The organism is Streptomyces chlorus (genome assembly GCF_042655885.1).
In the GTDB taxonomy this organism is placed as follows: Bacteria; Actinomycetota; Actinomycetes; order Streptomycetales; family Streptomycetaceae; genus Streptomyces; species Streptomyces chlorus.
Genome location: NZ_JBHSOA010000075.1, coordinates 53,140 through 74,428, shown reverse-complemented (window position 1 = coordinate 74,428; position 21,289 = coordinate 53,140). Strand labels below are relative to the sequence as shown.

General features: G+C 71.7%; 21 protein-coding genes and 2 pseudogenes. 15 read left to right on the top strand and 8 right to left on the bottom strand.

Features of this window, described 5'->3' with window-relative positions; genetic code table 11:
* Together ACFPZI_RS30200 and ACFPZI_RS30195 are read left to right on the top strand one after the other, a co-directional pair.
* Window positions 1-256, top strand: a pseudogene (locus tag ACFPZI_RS30200) (hypothetical protein); the annotation flags it as partial.
* Window positions 257-473: 217 nt separating this feature from the next.
* Window positions 474-1,358 carry a universal stress protein gene (locus tag ACFPZI_RS30195; protein ID WP_381369684.1) on the top strand — a complete coding sequence of 295 codons (885 nt, stop codon included), beginning with the start codon at window positions 474-476 and terminating at the stop codon, window positions 1,356-1,358.
* 131 nt (window positions 1,359-1,489) lie between these two features.
* On the opposite strand, the gene ACFPZI_RS30190 is transcribed toward ACFPZI_RS30195, so the two are convergent.
* Window positions 1,490-1,993 carry a GNAT family N-acetyltransferase gene (locus ACFPZI_RS30190; protein ID WP_381369682.1) on the bottom strand — a complete coding sequence of 168 codons (504 nt, stop codon included), beginning with the start codon at window positions 1,991-1,993 and terminating at the stop codon, window positions 1,490-1,492.
* Window positions 1,994-2,189: 196 nt separating this feature from the next.
* On the opposite strand from ACFPZI_RS30190, the gene ACFPZI_RS30185 reads away from it, so the two are divergent.
* The 4 genes from ACFPZI_RS30185 to ACFPZI_RS30170 all read left to right on the top strand — a co-directional run bounded on the left by ACFPZI_RS30185 (window position 2,190) and on the right by ACFPZI_RS30170 (window position 4,680).
* Window positions 2,190-2,348: a hypothetical protein gene (locus ACFPZI_RS30185; protein WP_381369679.1), complete on the top strand. Its 159-nt coding sequence runs from the start codon at window positions 2,190-2,192 to the stop codon at window positions 2,346-2,348.
* A 248-nt stretch (window positions 2,349-2,596) separates the two neighbouring features.
* Window positions 2,597-3,589 (top strand): dihydroxyacetone kinase subunit DhaK, encoded by a 993-nt coding sequence (gene dhaK / locus ACFPZI_RS30180; protein ID WP_381369676.1) that lies wholly within the window; start codon window positions 2,597-2,599, stop codon window positions 3,587-3,589.
* A 49-nt stretch (window positions 3,590-3,638) separates the two neighbouring features.
* On the top strand, window positions 3,639-4,274 hold the full coding sequence (gene dhaL, locus ACFPZI_RS30175; protein ID WP_381369674.1) for a dihydroxyacetone kinase subunit DhaL: 636 nt from the start codon (window positions 3,639-3,641) through the stop codon (window positions 4,272-4,274).
* Window positions 4,267-4,680, top strand: coding sequence for a PTS-dependent dihydroxyacetone kinase phosphotransferase subunit DhaM (locus ACFPZI_RS30170; protein ID WP_381369671.1), 414 nt, complete (start codon window positions 4,267-4,269; stop codon window positions 4,678-4,680). The genes dhaL and ACFPZI_RS30170 overlap by 8 nt, the downstream gene beginning before the upstream one ends.
* A gap of 135 nt (window positions 4,681-4,815) precedes the next feature.
* Here ACFPZI_RS30170 and ACFPZI_RS30165 read toward each other — a convergent pair whose 3' ends face one another.
* Entirely contained in the window at window positions 4,816-5,460 is a 645-nt protein-coding gene (locus ACFPZI_RS30165) for a glycoside hydrolase family 75 protein (protein ID WP_381369693.1), read from the bottom strand.
* Window positions 5,461-6,010: 550 nt separating this feature from the next.
* On the opposite strand from ACFPZI_RS30165, the gene ACFPZI_RS30160 reads away from it, so the two are divergent.
* Together ACFPZI_RS30160 and ACFPZI_RS30155 are read left to right on the top strand one after the other, a co-directional pair.
* Window positions 6,011-7,009, top strand: coding sequence for a fibronectin type III domain-containing protein (locus ACFPZI_RS30160; RefSeq protein ID WP_381369690.1), 999 nt, complete (start codon window positions 6,011-6,013; stop codon window positions 7,007-7,009).
* A gap of 245 nt (window positions 7,010-7,254) precedes the next feature.
* Window positions 7,255-7,800, top strand: coding sequence for a hypothetical protein (locus tag ACFPZI_RS30155; protein ID WP_381369668.1), 546 nt, complete (start codon window positions 7,255-7,257; stop codon window positions 7,798-7,800).
* A 234-nt stretch (window positions 7,801-8,034) separates the two neighbouring features.
* Here the strand turns inward: ACFPZI_RS30155 and ACFPZI_RS30150 are convergent.
* The 3 genes and pseudogenes from ACFPZI_RS30150 to ACFPZI_RS30140 form a co-directional block, all read right to left on the bottom strand.
* A pseudogene (locus ACFPZI_RS30150) lies at window positions 8,035-8,565 on the bottom strand (PadR family transcriptional regulator); the annotation flags it as partial.
* A gap of 32 nt (window positions 8,566-8,597) precedes the next feature.
* Window positions 8,598-10,613, bottom strand: coding sequence for an FAD-dependent oxidoreductase (locus ACFPZI_RS30145; protein ID WP_381369665.1), 2,016 nt, complete (start codon window positions 10,611-10,613; stop codon window positions 8,598-8,600).
* Between the two features lie 161 nt (window positions 10,614-10,774).
* Complete coding sequence (locus ACFPZI_RS30140; protein WP_381369662.1) at window positions 10,775-11,155, bottom strand: hypothetical protein; 381 nt, start codon at window positions 11,153-11,155, stop codon at window positions 10,775-10,777.
* A gap of 310 nt (window positions 11,156-11,465) precedes the next feature.
* Here ACFPZI_RS30140 and ACFPZI_RS30135 point away from each other — a divergent pair, with 310 nt between their 5' ends.
* Entirely contained in the window at window positions 11,466-13,607 is a 2,142-nt protein-coding gene (locus ACFPZI_RS30135; protein ID WP_381369660.1) for a SpoIIE family protein phosphatase, read from the top strand.
* Here the strand turns inward: ACFPZI_RS30135 and ACFPZI_RS30130 are convergent.
* On the bottom strand, window positions 13,597-14,448 hold the full coding sequence (locus ACFPZI_RS30130) for a putative protein N(5)-glutamine methyltransferase (protein WP_381369657.1): 852 nt from the start codon (window positions 14,446-14,448) through the stop codon (window positions 13,597-13,599). The two genes, ACFPZI_RS30135 and ACFPZI_RS30130, sit on opposite strands and share 11 nt — an antisense overlap.
* 316 nt (window positions 14,449-14,764) lie before the next feature.
* Between ACFPZI_RS30130 and ACFPZI_RS30125 the strand changes: the two genes are divergently transcribed.
* Together ACFPZI_RS30125 and ACFPZI_RS30120 are read left to right on the top strand one after the other, a co-directional pair.
* A complete protein-coding gene (locus tag ACFPZI_RS30125; protein WP_381369654.1) occupies window positions 14,765-15,370 on the top strand; it encodes a sulfite oxidase-like oxidoreductase in 606 nt (201 codons plus the stop codon).
* A gap of 100 nt (window positions 15,371-15,470) precedes the next feature.
* Complete coding sequence (locus ACFPZI_RS30120) at window positions 15,471-16,190, top strand: ferredoxin reductase (RefSeq protein ID WP_381369651.1); 720 nt, start codon at window positions 15,471-15,473, stop codon at window positions 16,188-16,190.
* A 38-nt stretch (window positions 16,191-16,228) separates the two neighbouring features.
* On the opposite strand, the gene ACFPZI_RS30115 is transcribed toward ACFPZI_RS30120, so the two are convergent.
* On the bottom strand, window positions 16,229-16,351 hold the full coding sequence (locus tag ACFPZI_RS30115; RefSeq protein WP_381369649.1) for a hypothetical protein: 123 nt from the start codon (window positions 16,349-16,351) through the stop codon (window positions 16,229-16,231).
* Window positions 16,352-16,482: 131 nt separating this feature from the next.
* Here ACFPZI_RS30115 and ACFPZI_RS30110 point away from each other — a divergent pair, with 131 nt between their 5' ends.
* Window positions 16,483-17,451, top strand: coding sequence for an acetylxylan esterase (locus tag ACFPZI_RS30110; RefSeq protein WP_381369646.1), 969 nt, complete (start codon window positions 16,483-16,485; stop codon window positions 17,449-17,451).
* Between the two features lie 252 nt (window positions 17,452-17,703).
* The gene (locus ACFPZI_RS30105) at window positions 17,704-18,495 is read left to right on the top strand and encodes a GntR family transcriptional regulator (protein WP_381369643.1); all 792 of its coding nucleotides are present in this window, start codon (window positions 17,704-17,706) and stop codon (window positions 18,493-18,495) included.
* Here the strand turns inward: ACFPZI_RS30105 and ACFPZI_RS30100 are convergent.
* Window positions 18,473-19,255 carry a class I SAM-dependent methyltransferase gene (locus ACFPZI_RS30100; protein ID WP_381369640.1) on the bottom strand — a complete coding sequence of 261 codons (783 nt, stop codon included), beginning with the start codon at window positions 19,253-19,255 and terminating at the stop codon, window positions 18,473-18,475. The genes ACFPZI_RS30105 and ACFPZI_RS30100 overlap by 23 nt on opposite strands.
* A 115-nt stretch (window positions 19,256-19,370) precedes the next feature.
* On the opposite strand from ACFPZI_RS30100, the gene ACFPZI_RS30095 reads away from it, so the two are divergent.
* Together ACFPZI_RS30095 and rho are read left to right on the top strand one after the other, a co-directional pair.
* Window positions 19,371-19,769 (top strand): nuclear transport factor 2 family protein, encoded by a 399-nt coding sequence (locus tag ACFPZI_RS30095; protein ID WP_381369637.1) that lies wholly within the window; start codon window positions 19,371-19,373, stop codon window positions 19,767-19,769.
* A gap of 349 nt (window positions 19,770-20,118) precedes the next feature.
* A complete protein-coding gene (gene rho / locus ACFPZI_RS30090; RefSeq protein ID WP_381369634.1) occupies window positions 20,119-21,258 on the top strand; it encodes a transcription termination factor Rho in 1,140 nt (379 codons plus the stop codon).
* Window positions 21,259-21,289 lie beyond the last annotated feature (31 nt).

Here is a 21,289-nt window from a genome sequence, read left to right as displayed (position 1 = left end):
CGGCCGGCTGGGGGCCGACGCCGCCGAGCTGCCCGGACGGCTGATGGCCGACCTCGCGGACGGGCGCCGCGGCCGTCGCCCTCGCCTGGACGAGGCATCCGTACCGGGCGCACGCGTCGTCGCCCTGCAGGCGTGGACGACGTGGAACGCGCCCATGCCTCCTCCACAGGAGCAAGCCGAGCCCTACGTGAACCGGCCCGGCTTGCTCGCCGCTGCGGAGGAGCGGATCCTGACAGAGGCGCTCGCGGGGGTGTGAACGGTATCCGGACGTCGAGGTGGAGCACCGGGCCGTACACGGCCCACTCGGAAAGCGCTGATCGAGGCGAGCCGGACCGCCCGGCTCACCGTCGTCAGCTCATGCGACCACGGCGGATTCACCAGCCTGTTGCCGGGTTCGCTCCGTCAGGCCGTTCTCCACCACGCGCACAGCCCCGTCGCAGCGGTGTGGGGACGACAAACCCCTGGAGGTGTTGATGATGCGCACCGACGGACGTAAGCCGATCGTGGTCGGTGTCGATCCCGATCCGGACAAGCGGGTGGCTCTCGCCTGGGCCGCCGACGAGGCTGACCGGCGCCACCTTCCCCTGACGCTCGTGTACGCGCAGGGCGAGCCGGTTCCCGGATTCCGGGAGAAGGGCAGCCCTCCTTCGTGGGAAAAATGGTGGGAGGAACTGCACACGACGGGAAACGACGTGCTCGAGCGCGCGTCCGCGTTCGTCGAGTCGCGCTGTCCCGACGTGGAAACCTCCGCGGTGCTTTCCGAGGGACACCCGGCGTGGGTCCTGGCCGAGCACTCGCACCATGCCACGCAGGTCGTGGTCGGCTCCTGGCATCTCGGTGCCGCACGGGAGCTGTTCAGCTCGGCCGCGGTCGCGCTGCCGCTGACGGCCCACGCGGCCTGTCCGGTGGTCGTCGTGCGCGAGCCGGAACACACCACCCAGCAGCCGCCGTACTTGGTTGTCGGTGTCGACGGCAGCCCGCACTCGGCGGCAGCCGTCGACTTCGCGTTCGAGGAGGCCTCCTCTCGGGGTACGGGTCTGCGTGCCTTGTACGTCTGGCACACCCCGTTGCTCGGAGTCCTGGACGAGGGTGCGACGCTTCAGGAATGCCGCCGGCTCCTGTCCGAGACGGTGGCCGGGCGCACTGCGGCCCACCCCGAGGTGGAGCTGCGCCACGAGGTCATGAAGGGACATCCTGTACAGGAGCTGACCGAGGCTTCCACACACGCGCTCGGCCTGGTTGTGGGCATGCGCGGGCGTGGCGGCTTCAGCGGCATGCGGTTGGGCTCCGTGAGCCAGGGCGTCCTCCACCACGCGCGCTGCCCGGTGTTCATGGTCCCGTACAAGCGGGAGCGGTAGTCGGCGGGAGGGGCCTCGACGAAAAAGGAGCCCCCCTGTGAACCAGCAAGCACTGCCGGACGAGCGTGTGACGGCCCTTGTCCACGACGCTGCTGCCGCCCCGTCCCTGCACAACGCACAGCCGGGACGGTTCAGTCCAGCCCGTGGCCGGCGTCGGCGTCGTACAGGCCGGTCCACCGCTCCTCCTCCGGGGTTGCCGGGTCCGCCTCCCGGATGACGGTGAGTCCTTCCGGCGCCCGTACCATGGCGTGCCAGGTCCCGTCCCCGGGCTCCCGGCGGTCCGCACGGTGCTCCAGGGCGAAGACGGGTTCGACGATCCTGAGGCGGACGGCGGGGCCCGCATCCGGTGCGGTTCCGGGCCCCGTGCTGCCGTCCGGCGGTCGCGGGCCGAGGTCGAGCACCATGTCGGCCGTCCCCGGCGACGGCACGAATCCGAACCGCGCGTGGAGCGTCGCGGCGGCACCGACGGCCGCCTCGCAGCGGACCAGGTGACGGCCTCGGGCCCGCACCACGGAGATGAACCTCTCGCACAGCGCGGTCGCCACGCCCCGCCGGCGCACCTGCGGGGCCACGACGACGTGGTGGACGTGTGCCGCGCGCCGGTCGACTCCACCATCGTCCGTGCCCACCAGCATGCGGCCGGCGCCCGTACCGAACCGCCACCGGCCCCGGCGTCAAAAGGGGCCGAGCCCCCAGAACACCAGGCCGAAACGCCATGGCAGAGCCTGCACAGCCGCCTGGTGAAGGTGGTGCGGGAAGTGAGGGCCTGGGCCGTTCTCGCGGCGGGTTCACCACCAAGCTCCACCTGAGCGCGGACGGCCGCTGCCGCCGGTGTCCCTGATCGTCACCGGCGGGCAGCGAGCGGACTGCATCCAGTTCGAGCCGATCCTGGAGAAGATCCGCGCCCCGAAGCCCGGTCCGGGAAGGCCCCGTAAGAAGCCCGACAGTGTCGCGGCCGACAAGACCGTCCCACCTCCCGGGCACACCTGAGCGCCCGCGTACGTGACCTTCGCTCCCGCAAGGTCAATACTTCGGACAAGAGGACTTCAGTCGGCCTGCATCCAACCGCCCAGCAGACCTGACGGCTCGTCAACAAAGTCGGCATCAAGTCGGCATCAGTACCGCCACAGCCCGCTTCCGGCCGCTACGGACCGTCAAGATCGAGAACTTCCCCTACCTGCTCTGACCAGCAAAAAACAGGTCGAAGACCCACCCGCTAAGCTCTCTAGGAGGTACCCGTGAAGATGTTGATCAATGTGCCGGAGACCGTGGTCGCTGATGCCTTGCGGGGGATGGCGGCGGCGCATCCCGAGCTTGCGGTGGATGTGGAGAACCGGGTGATCGTCCGGCGGGACGCTCCCGTGGCCGGGAAAGTGGGTCTGGTCTCCGGCGGGGGTTCCGGGCACGAGCCGCTGCACGGCGGGTTCGTGGGTCCCGGGATGCTCTCGGCGGCCTGTCCCGGAGAGGTGTTCACCTCTCCCGTGCCGGACCAGATGGTGCGGGCGGCGGCTGCCGTGGACAGCGGGGCCGGGGTGCTGTTCGTCGTGAAGAACTACACCGGTGACGTGCTCAACTTCGACATGGCCGCCGAGCTGGCCGAGGACGAGGGCATCCAGGTCGCGAAGGTGCTGGTCGACGACGATGTCGCGGTGACCGACAGTCTCTACACCGCGGGCCGGCGCGGCACCGGTGCGACGCTGTTCGTGGAGAAGATCGCGGGCGCGGCGGCCGAGGAGGGGCAGCCCCTGGAGCGGGTGGAGGCTCTCGCCCGGCAGGTCAATGAGAACTCCCGCAGTTTCGGTGTGGCCCTGACCGCCGTCACCACGCCCGCCAAGGGCAGCCCGACCTTCGATCTGCCGGCGGGCGAGCTGGAGCTGGGCATCGGCATCCACGGCGAACCGGGCCGGGAGCGGCGACCGATGATGACCTCGGGCGAGATCGCCGAGGCCGCCGTCGGTGCGATCCTCGAGGATCTCACCCCTCGCAATCCGGTCCTGGTCCTGGTCAACGGGATGGGCGCGACCCCGCTGCTGGAGCTGTACGGCTTCAACGCCGAGGTGCAGCGGGTTCTCGGCGAGCGCGGCGTCCCCGTCGCCCGGACCCTCGTCGGCAACTACGTGACGTCGCTCGACATGGCGGGTGCCTCGGTCACCCTGTGCCAGGTGGACGAGGAGACACTGCGACTGTGGGACGCGCCGGTGAAGACCCCGGGACTGCGCTGGGGCATGTGAGGGCCACCGGGGTAGTTGGTTCACAGTGCCTAGTACGTGAGGAGTTCCAGTGCTCGATGCCGACTTCTTCCGCCGTTGGATGGCGGTCACCTCCGCCACCGTCGACCGTGAGGCGGAGCGGCTCACCGCTCTCGACTCGCCCATCGGTGACGCCGACCACGGCAGCAACCTCCAGCGCGGGTTCAGCACGGTGCGGGCCGCGCTGGACAAGGAGCCGCCCGCCACGCCCGGCGCGGTGCTGACCCAGTCGGGGCGGCTGCTGATCTCGACGGTGGGCGGTGCCTCCGGGCCCCTGTACGGGACACTACTCCGCCGCACCGGCAAGGCGCTCGGTGACGCCACCGAGGTGAGCAGGGAGCAACTGGCCGAGGCACTGCGCACCGGGGTGGACGCGGTGCGGCAGCTCGGGGGTGCGGCGCCGGGCGACAAGACGATGATCGACGCGCTGGTGCCCGCGGTGGACGCGCTCGGCGACTCCTTCGCCGCGGCGCGGGCCGCCGCCGAGGAGGGTGCGGTGGCCACGACACCGATGCGGGCCCGCAAGGGCCGGGCCAGTTACCTGGGCGAGCGGAGCATCGGACACCAGGATCCCGGAGCCACCTCGTCGGCCCTGCTGATCGCAGGCCTCGTCGACGCCTCCGAGGCTTCCGACGCCTCCGAGGCCGTGGAGGCGTCCGGTGAGTGACAGCGGGAAACTGGTGGGCATTGTCCTGGTGTCGCACAGTGCTCAGGTGGCGGCGTCGGTGGCCGAGCTGGCGAAGGGTCTGGCGGGCGCCGGCAGTGCGGTGGCCGTGGCCCCGGCGGGCGGCACGGAGGACGGAGGTCTCGGTACGAGCGCCGAACTCATCGCCGCCGCGTCCGCGTCCGTCGACCGCGGCGCCGGGGTCGCTGTCCTGACCGACCTCGGCAGCGCGGTGCTCACCGTGAAGGCGCTGCTCGCCGAGGGAGACGAACTCCCGCAGCACACTCGGCTGGTGGACGCGCCGTTCGTGGAGGGCGCGGTCGCCGCGGTGGTCACGGCGTCGACGGGAGCGGACCTCGCGGCGGTGGAGGCCGCGGCGGCGGAGGCGTACACGTATCGGAAGGTCTGACGAGCACGGTTGCGGCGGGGGAGCGACGGGCGGAAGCTTTCGCCGCCCGTCACTCCCCCGCCCGTCGCTCCCCCGCCGGTCACTTCTCGCCCGGAGGGCTCCGGTTTCAGGCCCGCCCAGGGGCGGTGGTTCGGCTCAGCCGCCGTTCACGAACCACTGGGCCAGTCTCTCTCCCTCCGCCACCGCGGCCTTCCGGTCCTCGATGGGGATCACCCGGCTGTCCTTGAACACGATGTAGGTGACACCGGAGGACGTGCCGCCGCTTCGTGGGTCGGGATCGATGCCGAGCGCTTCGGCCGTCGCGTAGGACGCCTCACCGATCACGCCCGCGGGGCCGGTGTCGCCGACGACCGCGTACTGCACCTGGTCGCCGTACACGACGGCCACCACCGAGCCGCCCCGGACGCCGTGCGCCCGGTAGTCCCAGAGCGCGCTCGGCACCGGCACCACCACGTAGGGCAGGGTCTCGGAGTCCAGCGGCCGGCCGTCGGACTGCGCGAACGCCGTGGAGGCGGAGAAGTACGGGTCGGTGGCGGTGTTGCAGCGAACGCCGGGCTGTCCGTCGCAGTCGATGTCCATGTCGGCCTTCCAGAACACGGCATCGTCGGTGCCGCACACCGGGATGGTGGCGGAGGCGCCTTGGTCGCTCCGGTAGTTGCCGTGGGAGACGGGGGTGCAGTCACGTACCTCGGCCAGCAGGTCGGCGGCGCTGACGGAGCCACCCTGTCGTATGGCCGGTGGTTCCGTGCGGGCCTGCTGGGAGGCGGTGCTGTGGAGCATCGTGGGGGCGAGCACGGCGACGCCGGCCACGGCCAGTGCGAGCGACTGGACAGGGGTCACGGTTTGCGGGCCTCTCGTGGGGGACACTGACGGGCACTCGGCCCAATCTCATCCCGGACCCATGGCGCGGCTACCGCAGCAGGGCCGTACGGTGCACGTTCGGCCGCCTGACAATGGGCCGACGGCCTGAGCCTGAATCCACCGAAGAAAACCGGACCCGAGCAGCCTTCGCCCAGGTCAGCGGCCCGATTGAGCCGTTCCGCGCCTTCACCTCTCAGGTGAAGATCGACTACCACCCGAAGGACTGGTTGACCTGGGAGGACACAGTCTTCCCTCCATGGTCATCGGTGGATCCAGGCTGAGTCGGCGCCGGTGTCCGTACGCGGCCCGAGTCGCCCGAGTCGCCGCACCGCCCCCTTGATGTGATCGCGTCATCCACGTCATCATGGGACCGAGTATTGGTCCGTACCATTCCCGTCCGCCGTCGGGAGGAAGAGTCGTGCGAGGCGTTCCTGTCGTCGTTGCCGTGCCCTCACGCCGTCCTCTCGCGTTGCGTGGTGGCGCGCTCCGCTCGCCGCTCCTGCTCTGCGGCGTGCTCACGCTTGTGCTTCTCCTGGTCGTCTCCTGCCGTGGTAGCGGAGCCGGGAACGGGGGCGGCGGGCAGCCGCCCGGGACTCCGGCGGGTGTCACGGCCGAGGCCGGCAGCGCCACAAGTGTGCATGTCATGTGGAACACCGTCGCTGCCGCGAGCGCCCGGGTGAGCCGGTACGAGGTGTACCGGGGCACCACAAAGGTCAAGGAAGTACCCGGTTCCGAGCACATGGTGGATGTCACCAGGCTTCGGCCCTCCACCACGTATGCCTTCACCGTGCGGGCGCGGGACGCGGAAGGGCGGCTCGGGCCCCTCAGCCGGGAGGTGCGGGCGACGACACCGGCGGCCACGGCGGCCGACCGGTCCGCGCCCAGCCGTCCCTCGGACCTCCGCGGCAAGGCGGTCGGCAGCAGGGCCGTCCAGCTGAGCTGGTCCGCCTCGACGGACGACCGGGGCGTCCTGTCGTACGACGTCCACCAGGGAGAAACGAAGATTCACAGTGTCGGCGGGAGTCAGACCGCCACCGTGGTGACGGGGCTGCGACCGGGTACCCGCTACTCCTTCACGGTCCGGGCGCGGGACGCGGCCGACAACCTGTCTCCCCCCGGTGCTCCCCTCCGCCTGACCACACCGGGCAGCGGCGCCGGCCGCGCCGCGGCACCCACCGGCTTCCACGCCTCGAGCCACCGGTCCGAGGGGGCGTACCACATCGACCTCAGCTGGGTACCGCCACGCGTGGACGGGGTGATCATGGAGTACCAGGTACAGCTGGACGGCCGCCCGGCCACCTCCGTCGTCTACGGCGGGGAGGCACCGCGCGACCGGGCGACGTACAGCTTCTACGCGGGACGGGAGGCGGGGGTCAGCCATCGGGTACGGATCCGGGCCAGGCTGCCGGACGGAACCTGGGGCGGCTTCTCCACGGAGCGCACGGTGACGACGGGCCCGCGGCGCTGAGCGGGACCGGGCTCCGCCGGGCAGGCAGAACGAGCCGGGTCCGGGCGGGCCGGCCGGGTCCGGGCGGGCCGGCGCCACTCGACGGGCGGGTTCGCCGGGCGACGGCCGTCGTCACCTGCCCGGCGGCGGCCGGAATGCGCCGCGGACCGGGTGCGCATTGGCTGGGCGGGTGGCAGCACGGTCGCTCCCGACCCTCGGCGACGCAAGGGATGTACCGTCGGCCGTGCCCCCGGGAGGCAGTTCACATGCGCTACTCGAAGCTTCTGACCCGCTCCGGTCTGACCGTCGTAGCCGCCGCCGCGCTGCCCCTGGCGCTGGCCGGCCCGGCCTCCTCGGGTCCTGGCATCTCCGTGAGCACGGCCGGTTCGACCGTCTCCGTCACGACCACCGCGTGCGCCCAGCTCAACGGCAGCTGGGGCACCGCGTCCCTGCTCGCCGCCGACCAGTCGAATTTCTCCCAGGGCCGTCAGGTGGCCCTCTCGGGAACCGGTTCGGGGCAGTCCGCCGCCTGGTCGGACGTCGGCTCGGGCACCCATACGGTGATCGTGATGTGCTCGAACGGGACCACCGCGGGCACCCAGTCCATCATCGTCTCCCCCTCCGACCCTCCCGCCCCCAGTCCGTCGGTCACCGCCTCGCCCTCGCCGCCCCTCGGGGTGATGGGTCGCATAGGCGGAAGCTCCACGGACTACGGGACGGTGACGCTGGTGGCGGGCGGCGCGCTCGCCGGTACCGGTCTCGTCGCCACGGCCTGGTACCTGCGCCGGCGCAACAAACCGAACCGGTTCTGAGACGGCGCCGGTCGCCACCACGTCCGACGCGCTCCGGTCGGGCGGCCGGCGTCACGCCCCTCCGGAGCCCGAACCGTCCGATTCCGCGCGCCCGGAGTCGGACGGTTCCGTGTGGGCGGGAACCCGCGGGGGGTCGGCCCGCCCAGCGTCCGGCAGCCCTGCGTTCTCCCCGCGCTCCGTGTTCTCCGTGTTCTCCGTGTTCTGCGAGCTTTCCGCGTTCTCCGTGGACTCCGCGATCTCTGCGAACTCCGCGAGCGCGTGCCCGAGCCACCCGGTCCAGAAGGTCTCCAGGTCGATACCGGCCCGGAGCACCAGATGCCGGAGCCGGTCGTCCGGGGCGTCCCTGTCGGGCGGGAAGTCCCGTCGCTCGATCTCCCGGTACTCCGCCAACTGCCTTTCGTGCAGCTCCAGATGGCGCCGCAGATCGGCTTCGAGGCCCCCGGCGCCGACCACCGCCGCCGCCCTCAGCCGCAACAGCAGCGCGTCGCGCATCGGCTTGGGGTCCTGCGCCGTGGAGGTCCAGCGGGCCAGTTCGGCGCGGCCCGCGGGCAGGACCTCGTAGGCCTTCTTCTGCCCGCGGGCGGGCTGTTCGGCGGCCAGCGCCCGGATCAGACCCTCGGCCTCCAGTTTCCCCAGCTCGCGGTAGATCTGCTGATGCGTCGCGGACCAGAAGTATCCGATCGACTTGTCGAAGCGACGGGTCAGCTCCAGCCCCGACGACGGCTTCTCGAGCAGAGCGGTGAGGATCGCGTGCGGGAGTGACATGGGTCCCATCCTAGGGACGGCTCACGGTCGGCCTAGAGAGCCGCCGCCACCTCCGTGCCCTGCTTGATGGCCCGCTTGGCGTCCAGTTCGGCGGCCACGTCGGCGCCGCCGATCAGGTGGACGGAGCGTCCGGCCGAGATCAGTTCCTCGTACAGGTCGCGGCGCGGTTCCTGGCCGGTGCACAGGACGATCGTGTCCACCTCCAGGACGGTGCTCTCGCCGTCGACGGTGAGGTGCAGGCCCGCGTCGTCGATGCGGTCGTAGCGCACGCCGGGGACCATGATGACGCCGCGGTGTCTCAGCTCGGTGCGGTGGATCCACCCGGTGGTCTTGCCCAGGCCCGCGCCGACCTTGGTCGTCTTGCGCTGCAGCAGGTGGACGGTGCGAGGCGAGGCGGGCCGCTCGGGTGCGGTGAGACCGCCGGGCGTGCGGTGGTCCATGTCGACGCCCCACTGCCGGAAGTACGTCTCGGGGTTCTCGTGCGCCTTGTCGCCGCCGTCGGTGAGGAACTCGGCGACGTCGAAGCCGATGCCGCCCGCGCCGAGGACGGCGACCCGGTCGCCGACGGGGGCGCCGTCGCGCAGGACGTCGAGGTAGCCGAGCACGCTCGGGTGGTCCACGCCGGGGAGGTCGGGGAGGCGCGGGGTGACGCCGGTGGCGACGACGACCTCGTCGTGGCCGGTCACGTCGTCGGCTGTGGCCCGGGTGTCCAGGCGTACGTCGACGGCCAGTTCGGCGAGCCGGGTGCGGAAGTAGCGCAGGGTCTCGTCGAACTCCCGCTTGCCGGGGACCTTGCGGGCGACATTGAGCTGGCCGCCGACCTCGCTCGCGGCGTCGAACAGGGTGACGTCGTGGCCGCGTTCGGCAGCGCTGACGGCGCAGGCGAGGCCGGCCGGTCCGGCGCCGACGACCGCGACGCGCTTGCGGCGCCTGGTCGGGGACAGCACCAGCTCGGTCTCGTGGCAGGCGCGTGGGTTGACCAGGCAGGAGGTGATCTGCAGGTTGAAGGTGTGGTCCAGGCAGGCCTGGTTGCAGCCGATGCAGGTGTTGATCGCCTCGGGCCGGCCGTCCGCGGCCTTGGCCACGAAGTCGGGGTCGGCGAGCATCGGACGGGCCATGGACACCATGTCGGCGTGCCCCTCGGCGAGCAGTTGCTCGGCGAGTTCGGGGGTGTTGATCCGGTTGGTGGTGACGAGCGGGATCGAGACCTCGCCCATCAGTCGCTTGGTCACCCAAGTGTAGGCTCCGCGCGGTACCGAGGTGGCGATGGTGGGGATGCGGGCTTCGTGCCAGCCGATGCCGGTGTTGATGATCGTGGCGCCGGCCGCCTCTACGGCGCGGGCCAGCGTGATCACCTCGTCCAGGGTCGAGCCGCCGGGCACGAGGTCCAGCATGGAGAGCCGGTAGATGACGATGAAGTCCTCGCCGACCGCCTCACGCACCCGGCGGACGATCTCCAGGGGGAAGCGTGTCCGGTTCTCGTACGAGCCGCCCCAGCGGTCCGTGCGCCGGTTGGTCTGCGCGACGATGAACTCGTTGATCAGATAACCCTCGGAGCCCATGATCTCGACGCCGTCGTAGCCGGCCTGCCGGGCGAGGCGGGCGGTGCGGACGTAGTCGTCGATGGTGCGCTCGATGTCCGCGTCGGTGAGTTCGCGGGGCGTGAAGGGGCTGATCGGCGCCTGGAGGGAGCTCGGAGCGACCAGGTCCTGGTGGTAGGCGTACCGGCCGACGTGCAGGATCTGCAGGGCGATGCGCCCACCCTCGCGGTGCACGGCCTCGGTGACGACGCGGTGCCGCTCCGCCTCCTCGTCGGTGGTGAGCTTCGCGCCGCCCTCGAAGGTCCGCCCCTCGTCGTTGGGTGCGATGCCGCCGGTGACCATGAGGCCGACGCCGCCACGAGCACGGGCGGCGTAGAACTCGGCCAGGCGCGCGAAGCCGTTCTCGGCCTCCTCCAGGCCTACGTGCATGGAACCCATGAGAACCCGGTTGGGCAGGGTGGTGAAGCCCAGGTCGAGGGGGGTCAACAGGTGCGGGTAACGGCTCATCGGGCCCTCCGTGCGCGGTGTCGTCCCTCTGTTGTAGAGGACGCGCACCCGCTTTTGCAACTAGTTGCAAAAACGTGGTGGAGGGCACACCGATCCGCTGACGCGCACGGCCGGGGGCGTCCGGCCGTGCTGACGTCCCGCTGTCCCGTTCCTGACCGCGATCACCGGCTTTCGAGGCGAACGTGCAGCTCCTCCTCCTGGTCGCCGGAGACTGTGCTCAGGTCACGCACCGTGAACAGGGAGTCCAAGATAATGCGGAACCGGTCGATCGCCCAGTAGCCGCCGTGCAGGTCGGCGTCGACCGAGGACGCCAGCCGGACCGGGCCACCGGGGCGGGCTCCGCCCTCGTGCGGGTCGGCGACGTCGAACGTACCGAGCCACACCGTCGGGCGGGTCTCGGAGAACTCCTTTGGCACGTCGTCGGAGCACCGGTCGGACGCGAAGCACGCGCACAGCGTGTCGAACACGATCCGTGCGTCATCCTTGTCGCACCCGCTGATCTCGACCGAGACGGATTCCGGGTGGGGTCGCTCGCTGCCCATCGTGATCGCTCCTTTCGTCGCGACGCCTTGCCGCGTCCTGCCGCGCCTTGGCTACGTCTTCGCCGTGCCATACCGGGCCTGCCACACGGCGTACCCCGCCCTCCCCCGGCCAAGCACCGCACGCACGGGTACGGGTGCACTCCCCGCGCACGACCGGCGTGCCCACGGGATCACGGGGCACCCGACGGATGGAAGAAAGAAGGTGGAGGAGACAGCTGGAGAGGCGGAGAATCGCCCCCACACGCGGTAGAACAAGTGATGTCGGCACCGTCACGGTGTGCCGCGGAAATCGGCGAAGGCGGGGCGTGCGATGAGTTCAGCCGGGTCACCCCTGGTCGAGGGCGACGGAGACGGAGCGGCCACTGGGCCGGTCCGTCCCAGTGGGCTGCTCGACGTGCTGCGCGTGGCCTCGGTGGTGCTGGACCCCGAGGGCCGGATCGTCCTGTGGAGCCCTCAGGCCGAGGAACTGTTCGGCTACGGCGCCGAGGAGGCACTGGGCCAGTACGCCGCCCGGATCATGGTGCACGAACAGTATCTGGACCTGGTGGTCACACTGTTCTCCGAGGTCATGCGGACCGGGCAGAGCTGGGCCGGGGCGTTCCCCATCCGGCGCAAGGACGGCAGCTCCCGGCTCGTGGAGTTCCGCAACATGCGGCTGACCGACGACCAGGGCCGCGTCTACGCCCTCGGCCTCGCGGTCGACCGGTCGACCGTGCGCCGAATGGAGCAGGACGTGGCGCTGTCCACCCGGATCGTCGCCCAGTCCCCGATCGGGCTGGCCGTCCTGGACGCCGATCTGCGGTACGTCTCGGTCAACCCGGCACTGGAACGGATCAACGGCTTCCCGGTCGAGGAACACCTGGGCCGCACGATCCCCGAGGTGCTTCCGCAGTTGGACATCGCCGCCGTCGAAGCCGCGGCGAGGCAGGTCCTGGACACCGGGAAACCGGTCGTCGACCAGTTCATGATCGGCCGGACCCCGGCCGATCCCGACGAGGACCACGCCTGGACCACCTCCCTGTTCCGGCTGGAGAACGCGCTCGGCTCGGTGCTTGGCGTGGCCCTTTCCGTGGTGGACGTCACCGAGCAGTACCGGACGGGCCTCGAGGCCGAACGGGCCCGGCGCCGACTGGCCCTCGTGGCCGACGCCTCCGCTCGGATAGGCACCACGCTCGACCTGGAGCGTACGGCCCGTGAGCTGGCCGAGGTGGCCGTACCCGAACTGGCCGACGTGGCCGCCGTGGACCTGCTGGACACGGTGGTTCTGGGCCGCCGGATCACCCTCGGTCCTGCCGAGCCGGCGGTGATCCGGGCGCTGGCGGTCCAGGGCACGGGCGCCGGCTCGGGGGACGCCCTGCTGGCCGCCGATCAGCCGGGCAGGGTGGCCCGGTACGCCCCGGACCGGTTCGTCACCGAGTGCGTACGCACCGGCCTGCCCGTGATGCTGCCGCAGGTCAAGGACGAGGACCTGCCCCGGATCGCCCGGTCCGCCGAGGCGGCCGAACTGCTGGGCCGGGCGGGTGTGCACTCGTATCTGGCAGTACCGCTGATCGCGCACGGCGAGGTGCTCGGGGCGCTCGACCTCAAGCGCACCGGCAACCCGCTGCCGTTCGACGAGGACGATCTGCTGCTGGCCCGGGAGCTGGCCGCCCGCGCGGCGGTGCAGATCGACAACGCCCGCTGGTACCAGAGCGCCCGCGACGCCGCGCTCACCCTGCAGCGCAGCCTGCTGCCCAGCCATCCGCCGGTGACGGGCGGGCTCGAGGTCGCCTCCCGCTACCAGCCGGCGGGCGCCACCAGCGAGGTGGGCGGCGACTGGTTCGACGTGATCCCACTGGACAGCGGCAGGACGGCCCTCGTCGTGGGGGACGTGATGGGCAGCGGCATCCCGGCGGCGGCCACCATGGGGCAGCTGCGTACGGCGACGAACACGCTGGCCTCGCTCGGTCTCGATCCGGCGGTGCTCCTCGGACACCTCGACCGGATCGTCTGCGGCCTGGAGGACGCCATCGCCACCTGTGTCTACGCCGTCCATGACCCGCGTGAGCAGCAGTTCCTGATCGCCAACGCGGGGCATGTACCGCCGGTGCGGGTACGGGCCGGCGGCGCCCCGGAGCTGCTCGATCTGCCCACTGGGGTGCCGCTGGGGGTGGGCGGCGTCAAGTTCTCCACGACCGTCGTCGGAATCGAGCCGGGCGACCGGCTGGTGCTGTACACCGACGGCCTCGTCGAGACCCGGCACCACTCGCTGGACGAGCGCCTCGACCACCTGCTCTCACTGCTCGACGGCCGGCCCGGCAGCTCCCTCGAGGAAGTGTGCGACCTGCTGCTGCGCACCCTGCACCGGGCCGACAACTTCGACGACGTGGCCCTGCTCATCGCCCGCGCGACCCTGCCCGGCGGTCCTGCCTCCCCAGGCCGCCCCGCCGCGTCGGGCGGAGCTACGGTCTGACGCCGATCACGACATGGGCGTACTCCTCCTCCGAAACGGCCAGGCGGGTCCGCAGCCCGGCACCGGTGAAGGCGGCGGCAGCCGCGGGCGCCTGACGGCGGCTCGTCTCCACCAGGAGGCAGCCGCCGGGCGCCAGCCAGTCGGGGGCCCCGGCGGCCACCCGGCGCAGCACGTCGAGCCCGTCCGCGCCGCCGTCGAGCGCGACCCGCGGCTCGTGGTCGCGGGCCTCCGCGGGCAGCAGGCCGATCTCGTCGCTGGGCACGTACGGCACATTGGCCGCGAGGATGTCGACCCGGCCGCGCACCGTACCGGGCAGCGCCTCGAACAGGTCCCCTGCGTGCACCAGGCCGCCCACGTCCGCGACATTGCGGCAGGCGCAGCGCACGGCGGCCGGGTCGATGTCGGCGGCGTGCAGCTCGACCGTGCCGAGGCCGTCGGCCAGGGCGACGCCGACGGCGCCCGAACCACAGCACAGATCCACGACGACGGCCGCGTCGGGTGCCTGCGCGAGGGCCTGCGCCACGAGGAACTCGGTACGGCGCCGGGGTACGAAGACGCCGGGGGCCACGGTGATCCGTCGGCCGCTGAACTCGGCCCAACCGACGACGAGTTCGAGGGGGAGCCCGCGGACCCTGCGCTCGACCATCTCGGTCGCGTGGTCCGGGGTGGGAGCGGCGGCGAAGATCAGTTCGGCCTCGGCCTCGGCGAAGACACAGCCCGCGGCGCGCAGCGCGGCCACAACGGAATCCGGTGCGGCGGGTGCGGACGGAGCGACGGGCAAGGAAGAAAGGGAACGGGCAGAGAGGGAGGAGAAGGCGGCGTGGGAAGGGCGGGACGGCATGGCGGCAGGAGCCTTTCGAGAGCCGAAGGGCGCTCCCGCGGTCACCTACTGGGGGCGATCCGCGTCGCTTCGTGGTGAGAGCACCCGACCTGACACAGCGGTAATGGGTCTCACCCCCTCGGCCGTCGACGACTGGGACTGTCCGCAGCCGGACCGCAACAGTACCCGACGACGCCTTTGGCCGTCCGGCACTTTTCCTGTGGCCGACGCGATCGCGGAGCGGGCGGGCGAGACAGGTGTGCGGGCGTTCCCGGCCACCCCGTACGGTTGAGTCCGGAACCACCTGAGCACCACTCGCAACGGAATCGCCGATCACGTGAACATCACCCGCGGCTTCACCGGCCGCCCCCGCGTGCACAACCCCGGTCTGCCACCCGGCCAGTACGACGCGGGCGACGAATGGCCCGTACTCTCCGCCGAGGTCACGCCCGACCTCGCGCCCGCCGACTGGGCGCTGCGGATCGACGGGCTGGTGGCAAGGCCCCGCACCTGGACCTGGGAGCAGGCCCACGCCCTGCCGGCCTCGGCGTACGAGGGTGCGATCCACTGTGTGACGAGCTGGTCGAAGTTCGGGGTGCGGTTCGGGGGTGTCTCCCTGGACACCTTCTGGGATGTCGCCCGGCCCCATGGGTCCGCCACACATGTCGTCGCCTACTCGCACACCGGCTACACGGCGAACCTGCCGCTCGCGGACCTGACCGGCGGGCGGGCCTGGATCGCCTGGGAGTACGACGGCCGGCCGCTCCCGCCCGAGCACGGCGGCCCGGCCCGGTTGATCGTGCCCCATCTGTACTTCTGGAAGAGCGTCAAGTGGATCGCGGGCCTGCGGCTCCTCGACCATGACGAGCCGGGGTTCTGGGAGGGCAACGGCTACCACGCGCGGGGCAATCCCTGGGAGGAACAGCGGTACTCCGGTGACTGAGACGACTGAAGTGGCTGAGCGTGCGGCGCAGCCGCGGGAGGCCCGGAGCCGGGGCGCGGAGGCCTCGCCGGCACCGTTCACTCCTCCGACACGGTTCGCCGTGCCCGGACGCATCGGGGTGAGCGAGCAGACCACCTCGGTATGGCGGACGGCGACACTGACCGGCATCCGTCGCGAGACCCCGCGCGCCGCGACCTTCCGTTTCGCCGTGCCCGGCTGGCCGGGGCATGTGCCCGGCCAGCATCTGCTGCTGCGGCTGACCGCCGAGGACGACTATGTGGCCCAGCGCCACTACTCGATCGCGTCCGCGCCGGACGACTCCGGGCACATCGAGCTGACCCTGGACCATGTGGCGGGCGGCGAGGTGTCGGGCTGGTTCCACTCGGTGGCCCGGCCCGGTGACCGGGTCGAGGTGCGCGGCCCGCTGAGCGGCTTCTTCGCCTGGCCGGGCGACCGGCCCGCGCTGCTGGTGGGCGCCGGCTCGGGTGTCGTCCCGCTGATGTCGATGGTGCGGCACCACAGGGCCCGGGGCCTGTCGCTGCCCCTGCGGCTGCTGGTGTCGGCGCGCAGTCCCGAGGAGCTGATCTACGGGGGCGAGTTCGGCGCGGAGACCCTGCGGGTGTTCACCCGGAGCGCGCCGGAGGGCACGGCCGTGGGACGTATGGCGGCCGCACATGTGGCGCCGCTCCTGGCCGAAGCCCCTCCAGATGGGTGGGAGGCCTATGTGTGCGGTTCCAACTCCTTTGCCGAGCATGCCTCCGGACTGCTCGTCGCGGCCGGACAGCCCGTGGACCGCATCCGTATCGAGCGCTTCGGCTGACCCGCGCCGCTCACCGGGTCCGCGCTACCGCCACCATGTCACCCGATGGCACCGGGGCCGGGCCGCTCCGGGTCCAGGTCCAGGTCCAGGTCCAGGTCCAGGTCCAGGTCCAGGTCCGGCGGGGCTACCGCTCCGGGCCGGCTGCGGAAAACGCTTTCCATGCCCTTTACCTGTGCCTCTCTCTTTTCTTGCGTATGCATGGATCGAGTCCGGCGCAGGGTCTGGCGGACGCTCCGACAGCCCACGTACGGTGTGATCGCTTCGTACTGTCCCGGCACAAAGGCGGTTCCTCATGCCCCTGTTCGACCTTCCCCTCGACGAGCTGCGCGAGTACCGGAGCGCGTCCACGGCACCGGAGGACTTCGACGCGTTCTGGACCGGGACCCTCGCGAAGGCGCGCGAGCACGACCTGGACGCCCACTTCGAGCCGGTCGACACGGGCCTGTCCACGGTGCGGGTCTTCGACGTGACGTTCGCCGGGTTCGGGGGCCATCCGGTCAAGGGCTGGCTGACGCTGCCGGCCGGGACCGAGGCGCCGCTGCCGCTGGTCGTGCAGTTCATCGGCTACGGCGGTGGCCGCGGGCTGCCCCACGAGCATCTGCTGTGGGCCTCGACGGGCCGGGCGCACTTCGTGATGGACACCCGCGGCCAGGGCAGCGCCTGGGGCGGCGGTGGCGGCACGGCGGACCCGGTGGGCGGCGCGCCCGCGTACCCCGGGTTCATGACGCGCGGTATCGACGCGCCCGAGAACTACTACTACCGCCGGGTGTTCACGGACGCGGTGCGCGCGGTGGAGGCCGCCCGTTCCCACCCCCTGACCGATGCGGCGCGCACCGCGATACTCGGCTCGAGTCAGGGCGGCGGCATCACCCTCGCGGTGGGCGGCCTGGTCCCGGACCTCGCGGCGGTGGCCCCGGACGTGCCCTTCCTGTGCGACTTCCCGCGGGCGGCGACGCTCACAGACCGGCATCCGTACCGGGAGATAGGCCTCTACCTCAGGACGCACCGGGGCCGCACCGGGGACGCCCTGCGCACCCTGTCCTACTTCGACGGCGTGCACTTCGCCGCCCGCGGCTCGGCACCCGCGCTGTTCTCGACGGGCCTCGAGGACCAGACCTGCCCGCCCTCGACGGTCTTCGCGGCGTTCAACGCCTGGACGCACGACGACAAGTCGATCGAGGTGTACGACTTCAACGACCACGAGGGCGGCGGCCCCTTCCAGGAGGCGGCCCAGCTCCGCTGGATGCGCTCGTACATCTGAGGGACCGAACTGCGGACTTTCGGACAGGACGGCTTCGGCGGCTCCCGCATTCCATTCGGCTCCCGGACAAGGGGACCAGGCTGCCGCCGCACCGCACGCACCCTCCCGCACGGCACCGCGCGGCGGGCATCGTCCCGGTCCCGTTTCGGCCGAACTCACGGGCCACTCTTCCCTGCTGGTTTAGACCAATGGTAGATGTGGTGGCGCAACGAGCCCACTCCACTACGGAACGTCATCAACAGGAGGAGCGGCATGGCCCGCACCACCCCGCACGACCCTCCGCATGCCTCTCCCCACACCGCCCCATCCACCGCACCGCACGACCCTGCGCACCCCGAAGACGAGCCGCTCTACCGGCGGATCGCGACGGAGTTGCTCGGCGAGCTGCGCGACGGAGCCATTCCGCCCGGCGAACGGCTCCCGGGTGAGCGGCAGTTGGCCGAGCACTTCGGGGTGAGCCGGGAGACCGTACGACAGGCGCTGGAGGTGCTGCGCCGCGACGGCCTGGTCACCACCGACCGGCGGGGCAGCCATGCCACGCTGAAGGGTCCGCCGGTGGAGACGCCCGCAGCGCTCGCCTTCCCGGTCGGCGCGCGATACGCCGGCCGGGGCGCGATGGCACGGGCCACCGTGTCCTGGGAGTCTCCACCACCCGGGCACGCCGAGGCGCTGGCCCTGTCCCCCTCCCGGCCGACCCTGGTGCACCGCTACTGGTCCGCGTCGGCCGACGGGTGCGAACTGCGGACGGCTGTGACCTCGTTCTCCACCATCGCGCTCGCCGAGGTCGAGGAGTTGGCGCGCTACCGCGACCGGGCCGACGGCACCACCGCCGCGGAGCTGCGGCGCGCCTACGACTGGCTGCGCAGGGCCGGGCTGACACTGCACCACCGCGACACGATCACCCGGATCGCGGGCACGCCGTCCGTTCGGGTCACCCGCCGGGTGCACGACCAGTACGCCCGGCCGCTGGAGATCACCGAGCTGATCGTGGACGCCCAGCAGGACGCGCTGGTCTACGAGTTCACCCTGCCCGCCGCGGTCTGACCGGCACGGCGGACGGCCCGCGGCCGACCCGCTGCTCCGCTGTCCGTTCGGCGACGACCAGGCGGACCCGGGGGCTGCCGTCCGGCCGCTGCCCGAACTCGGGCAGCGGGTGGAGTTCGACCCGGAATCCGGTCCGGTCCAGCTCGCGCAGGAGAGCACCGAAGCGGAGGGCGCGGTAGTACATGACGAACGGCGGGCGCCACAGCGCGTTGCGCACCCGCATCACCACGTCGAAGCCCAGGAGCATCCCGTACGCGAGCGAGCCCGGCCGGGGCGGGGCGACCACCGGAAAGGCGAACCGTCCCCCGGGCCGCAGCACGCGGTGGACCTGGGTGAACAGCCCTGGCAGCTCACGCGGCAGGAAGTGGCCGAACGCCCCGAAACTCACCACCAGGTCGAAGGCCGGCCCGAACGGCAGCGCCCGTGCGTCCGCCCGCACCCAGCCGGCCGTCGGCCCCTCGGGCCGGGTCCGCTCGCGCGCGACGCCGAGCATGCCCGCGCTGAAGTCGACGCCGGTGACGCTCCGGCGGCACACCCTCGCCAGGACGTCCATACCCGCCCCGGTGCCGCAGCACAGATCGAGCCCGGAGTCGAACGGCCCCAGCCTCCGCAGTGCCACGGCGGTGGCGTCGAGCACCGAGTCGGGCGTACGGAAGGGGGTGTGGTCGAATGTCGGTGCGAGGAGATCGTATCCGCGCTCCACGGACGACAGCACCTGGACGGCGAGTTCGCGCAGGCGGGGGCCTTCGGGGCTGAACATCTGATCAGCCTAGGGCCTGTCCGGCATGATCCGCCGGACAGGCCCTGGACCCAGGAGCCGGCCGTGGGGCTGACCTCGTGCGCACTGTGCGATCCGTTGACTGTGAGGAGCTGTGATGCGGGCATTCCGTGAGGCTGTGGAGGCGCACGACATGGACGCCGCCGAAGCGCTGCTGGCGGAGGATGTCGTCTTCTCCAGTCCGGTCGTCTTCAAGCCCTACACCGGCAGGCCGGTCACCGCGGCGATCCTGCACGCGGTGGCGGAGGTCTTCGAGGACTTCCGCTATGTGCGGGAGGTCAATGACGCGAACGGCCGTGACCATGTCCTCGTGTTCACCGCTCGCGTGGGCGACCGCGAAGTCGAGGGCTGCGACATCATCCATGTCGACGAAGACGGCCGCATCGACCAACTCACCGTGATGGTGCGTCCCTTGTCGGGCGCTCAGGCGCTCCAGGCGGCCATGGGCGCGAAGTTCGACCAGATCGCACGTGCTGCACAGGACCGTTCGGCCTGAACGGCTCCCCCAGTCCTGCCCCTGGGTCCGCCGGTCACCTCCGGCGGGCCCTTTCCGGCTTCACGCCCTCGCACGTACGTACCCCGTGATACAGTGCGAGCAGCACTCGTTTAACGCCCTGATACGGGCGTCGGTGCCAGCTCTTCCTCAGATCCTCATCGGCACGCCGTTCCGCCCGTTCTTTCGGGCCGGCCGTCCGGCTTTCCACACCACCTCGTGAGCGGGACTTCACCGCCATGGCCGAGGTGCTGTTCCCACCGCCCCGGGCGCTGGACGCGTCCCCTGCGCGGTTCTCCCCTTCCCCGCGTGTGTTCCTTCCACCCCAGTCGTCCACGAAAGGACCGGCCCCATGACCACCACCACACTCGACCGCCCCTTTGTCCAGCAGCAGCCCCAGCCCGTCAGCGGCGTCCTCGACATCGATGCGGCCGGGAAGGGGCACCTGCGGGCCGGCACCTGCCTGCCCTCCTCCTCCGACCTCGCCGTCTCCCCCGCCACGCTCCGCAGGTACGGCCTGCGCAAGGGCGACCTGGCCGAGGGCCTGCGCGGCGACCGGAGCGGTCTGACCGAGGTCACCCGGATCAACGGCCGTACGCCCGACGCGCTGCGCGGCCGGCCCCACTTCGGGGATCTGACGCCGCTTCACCCGCAGGAGCGACTGCGCCTGGAGCACCCCGCGTCCGGTCTGGCCGGGCGCGTCGTCGATCTGCTCGCCCCTGTCGGCAAGGGGCAGCGAGGCCTGCTCGTGGCCCCGCCGAAGACCGGCAAGACCGTGCTGATCCAGCAGCTCGCGGCGGCCGTCGCGGGCAACCACCCCGAGTGCCGGCTGATGGTCGTACTGCTCGACGAGCGTCCCGAGGAGGTCACCGACATGCGGCGCTCGGTGCGCGGCGAGGTGTACGCCTCGACCTTCGACCGGCCCGCCAAGCAGCACATCGCCCTGGCCGAGCTGGTGATCGAGCGGGCCAAGCGGCTGGTCGAGGCGGGCGAGGACGTCGTCATCCTGCTCGACTCGCTGACCCGGCTCTGCCGGGCGTACAACAACGCCGCCGCCTCCGGTGGCCGCACCATGAGCGGCGGGGTCGACACCGCGGCGCTGATCGGGCCGAAGCGGTTCTTCGGTGCCGCGCGCAGGGCCGAGGAGGGCGGTTCGCTCACGATTCTCGCCTCGGCCCTGGTGGAGACCGGCTCCCGTGCCGACGAGTTCTACTTCGAGGAGCTCAAGAGCACCGGCAACATGGAGCTCCGGCTGAGCCGTGAAGCGGCGTCCCGCCGGCTGTTCCCGGCCGTCGACATCGTCCTGTCCGGCACCCGCCGTGAGGAACTGCTGCTCACCCCCGCGGAGTTGTCGGCCGCACGCGGTCTGAGGCGAGTGCTGCAGTCCCGGGAGGGGCAGTACGGCCTGGGGACGCTGCTGGAGCGGATGCGCGAGGCCCCCGACAACGCGACCTTCCTCCGGCGCGTCCGGCCCACCCTGCCCGGCAGCTGACGGTGCCCGGCAGTCACCCCTCCCCGACCAC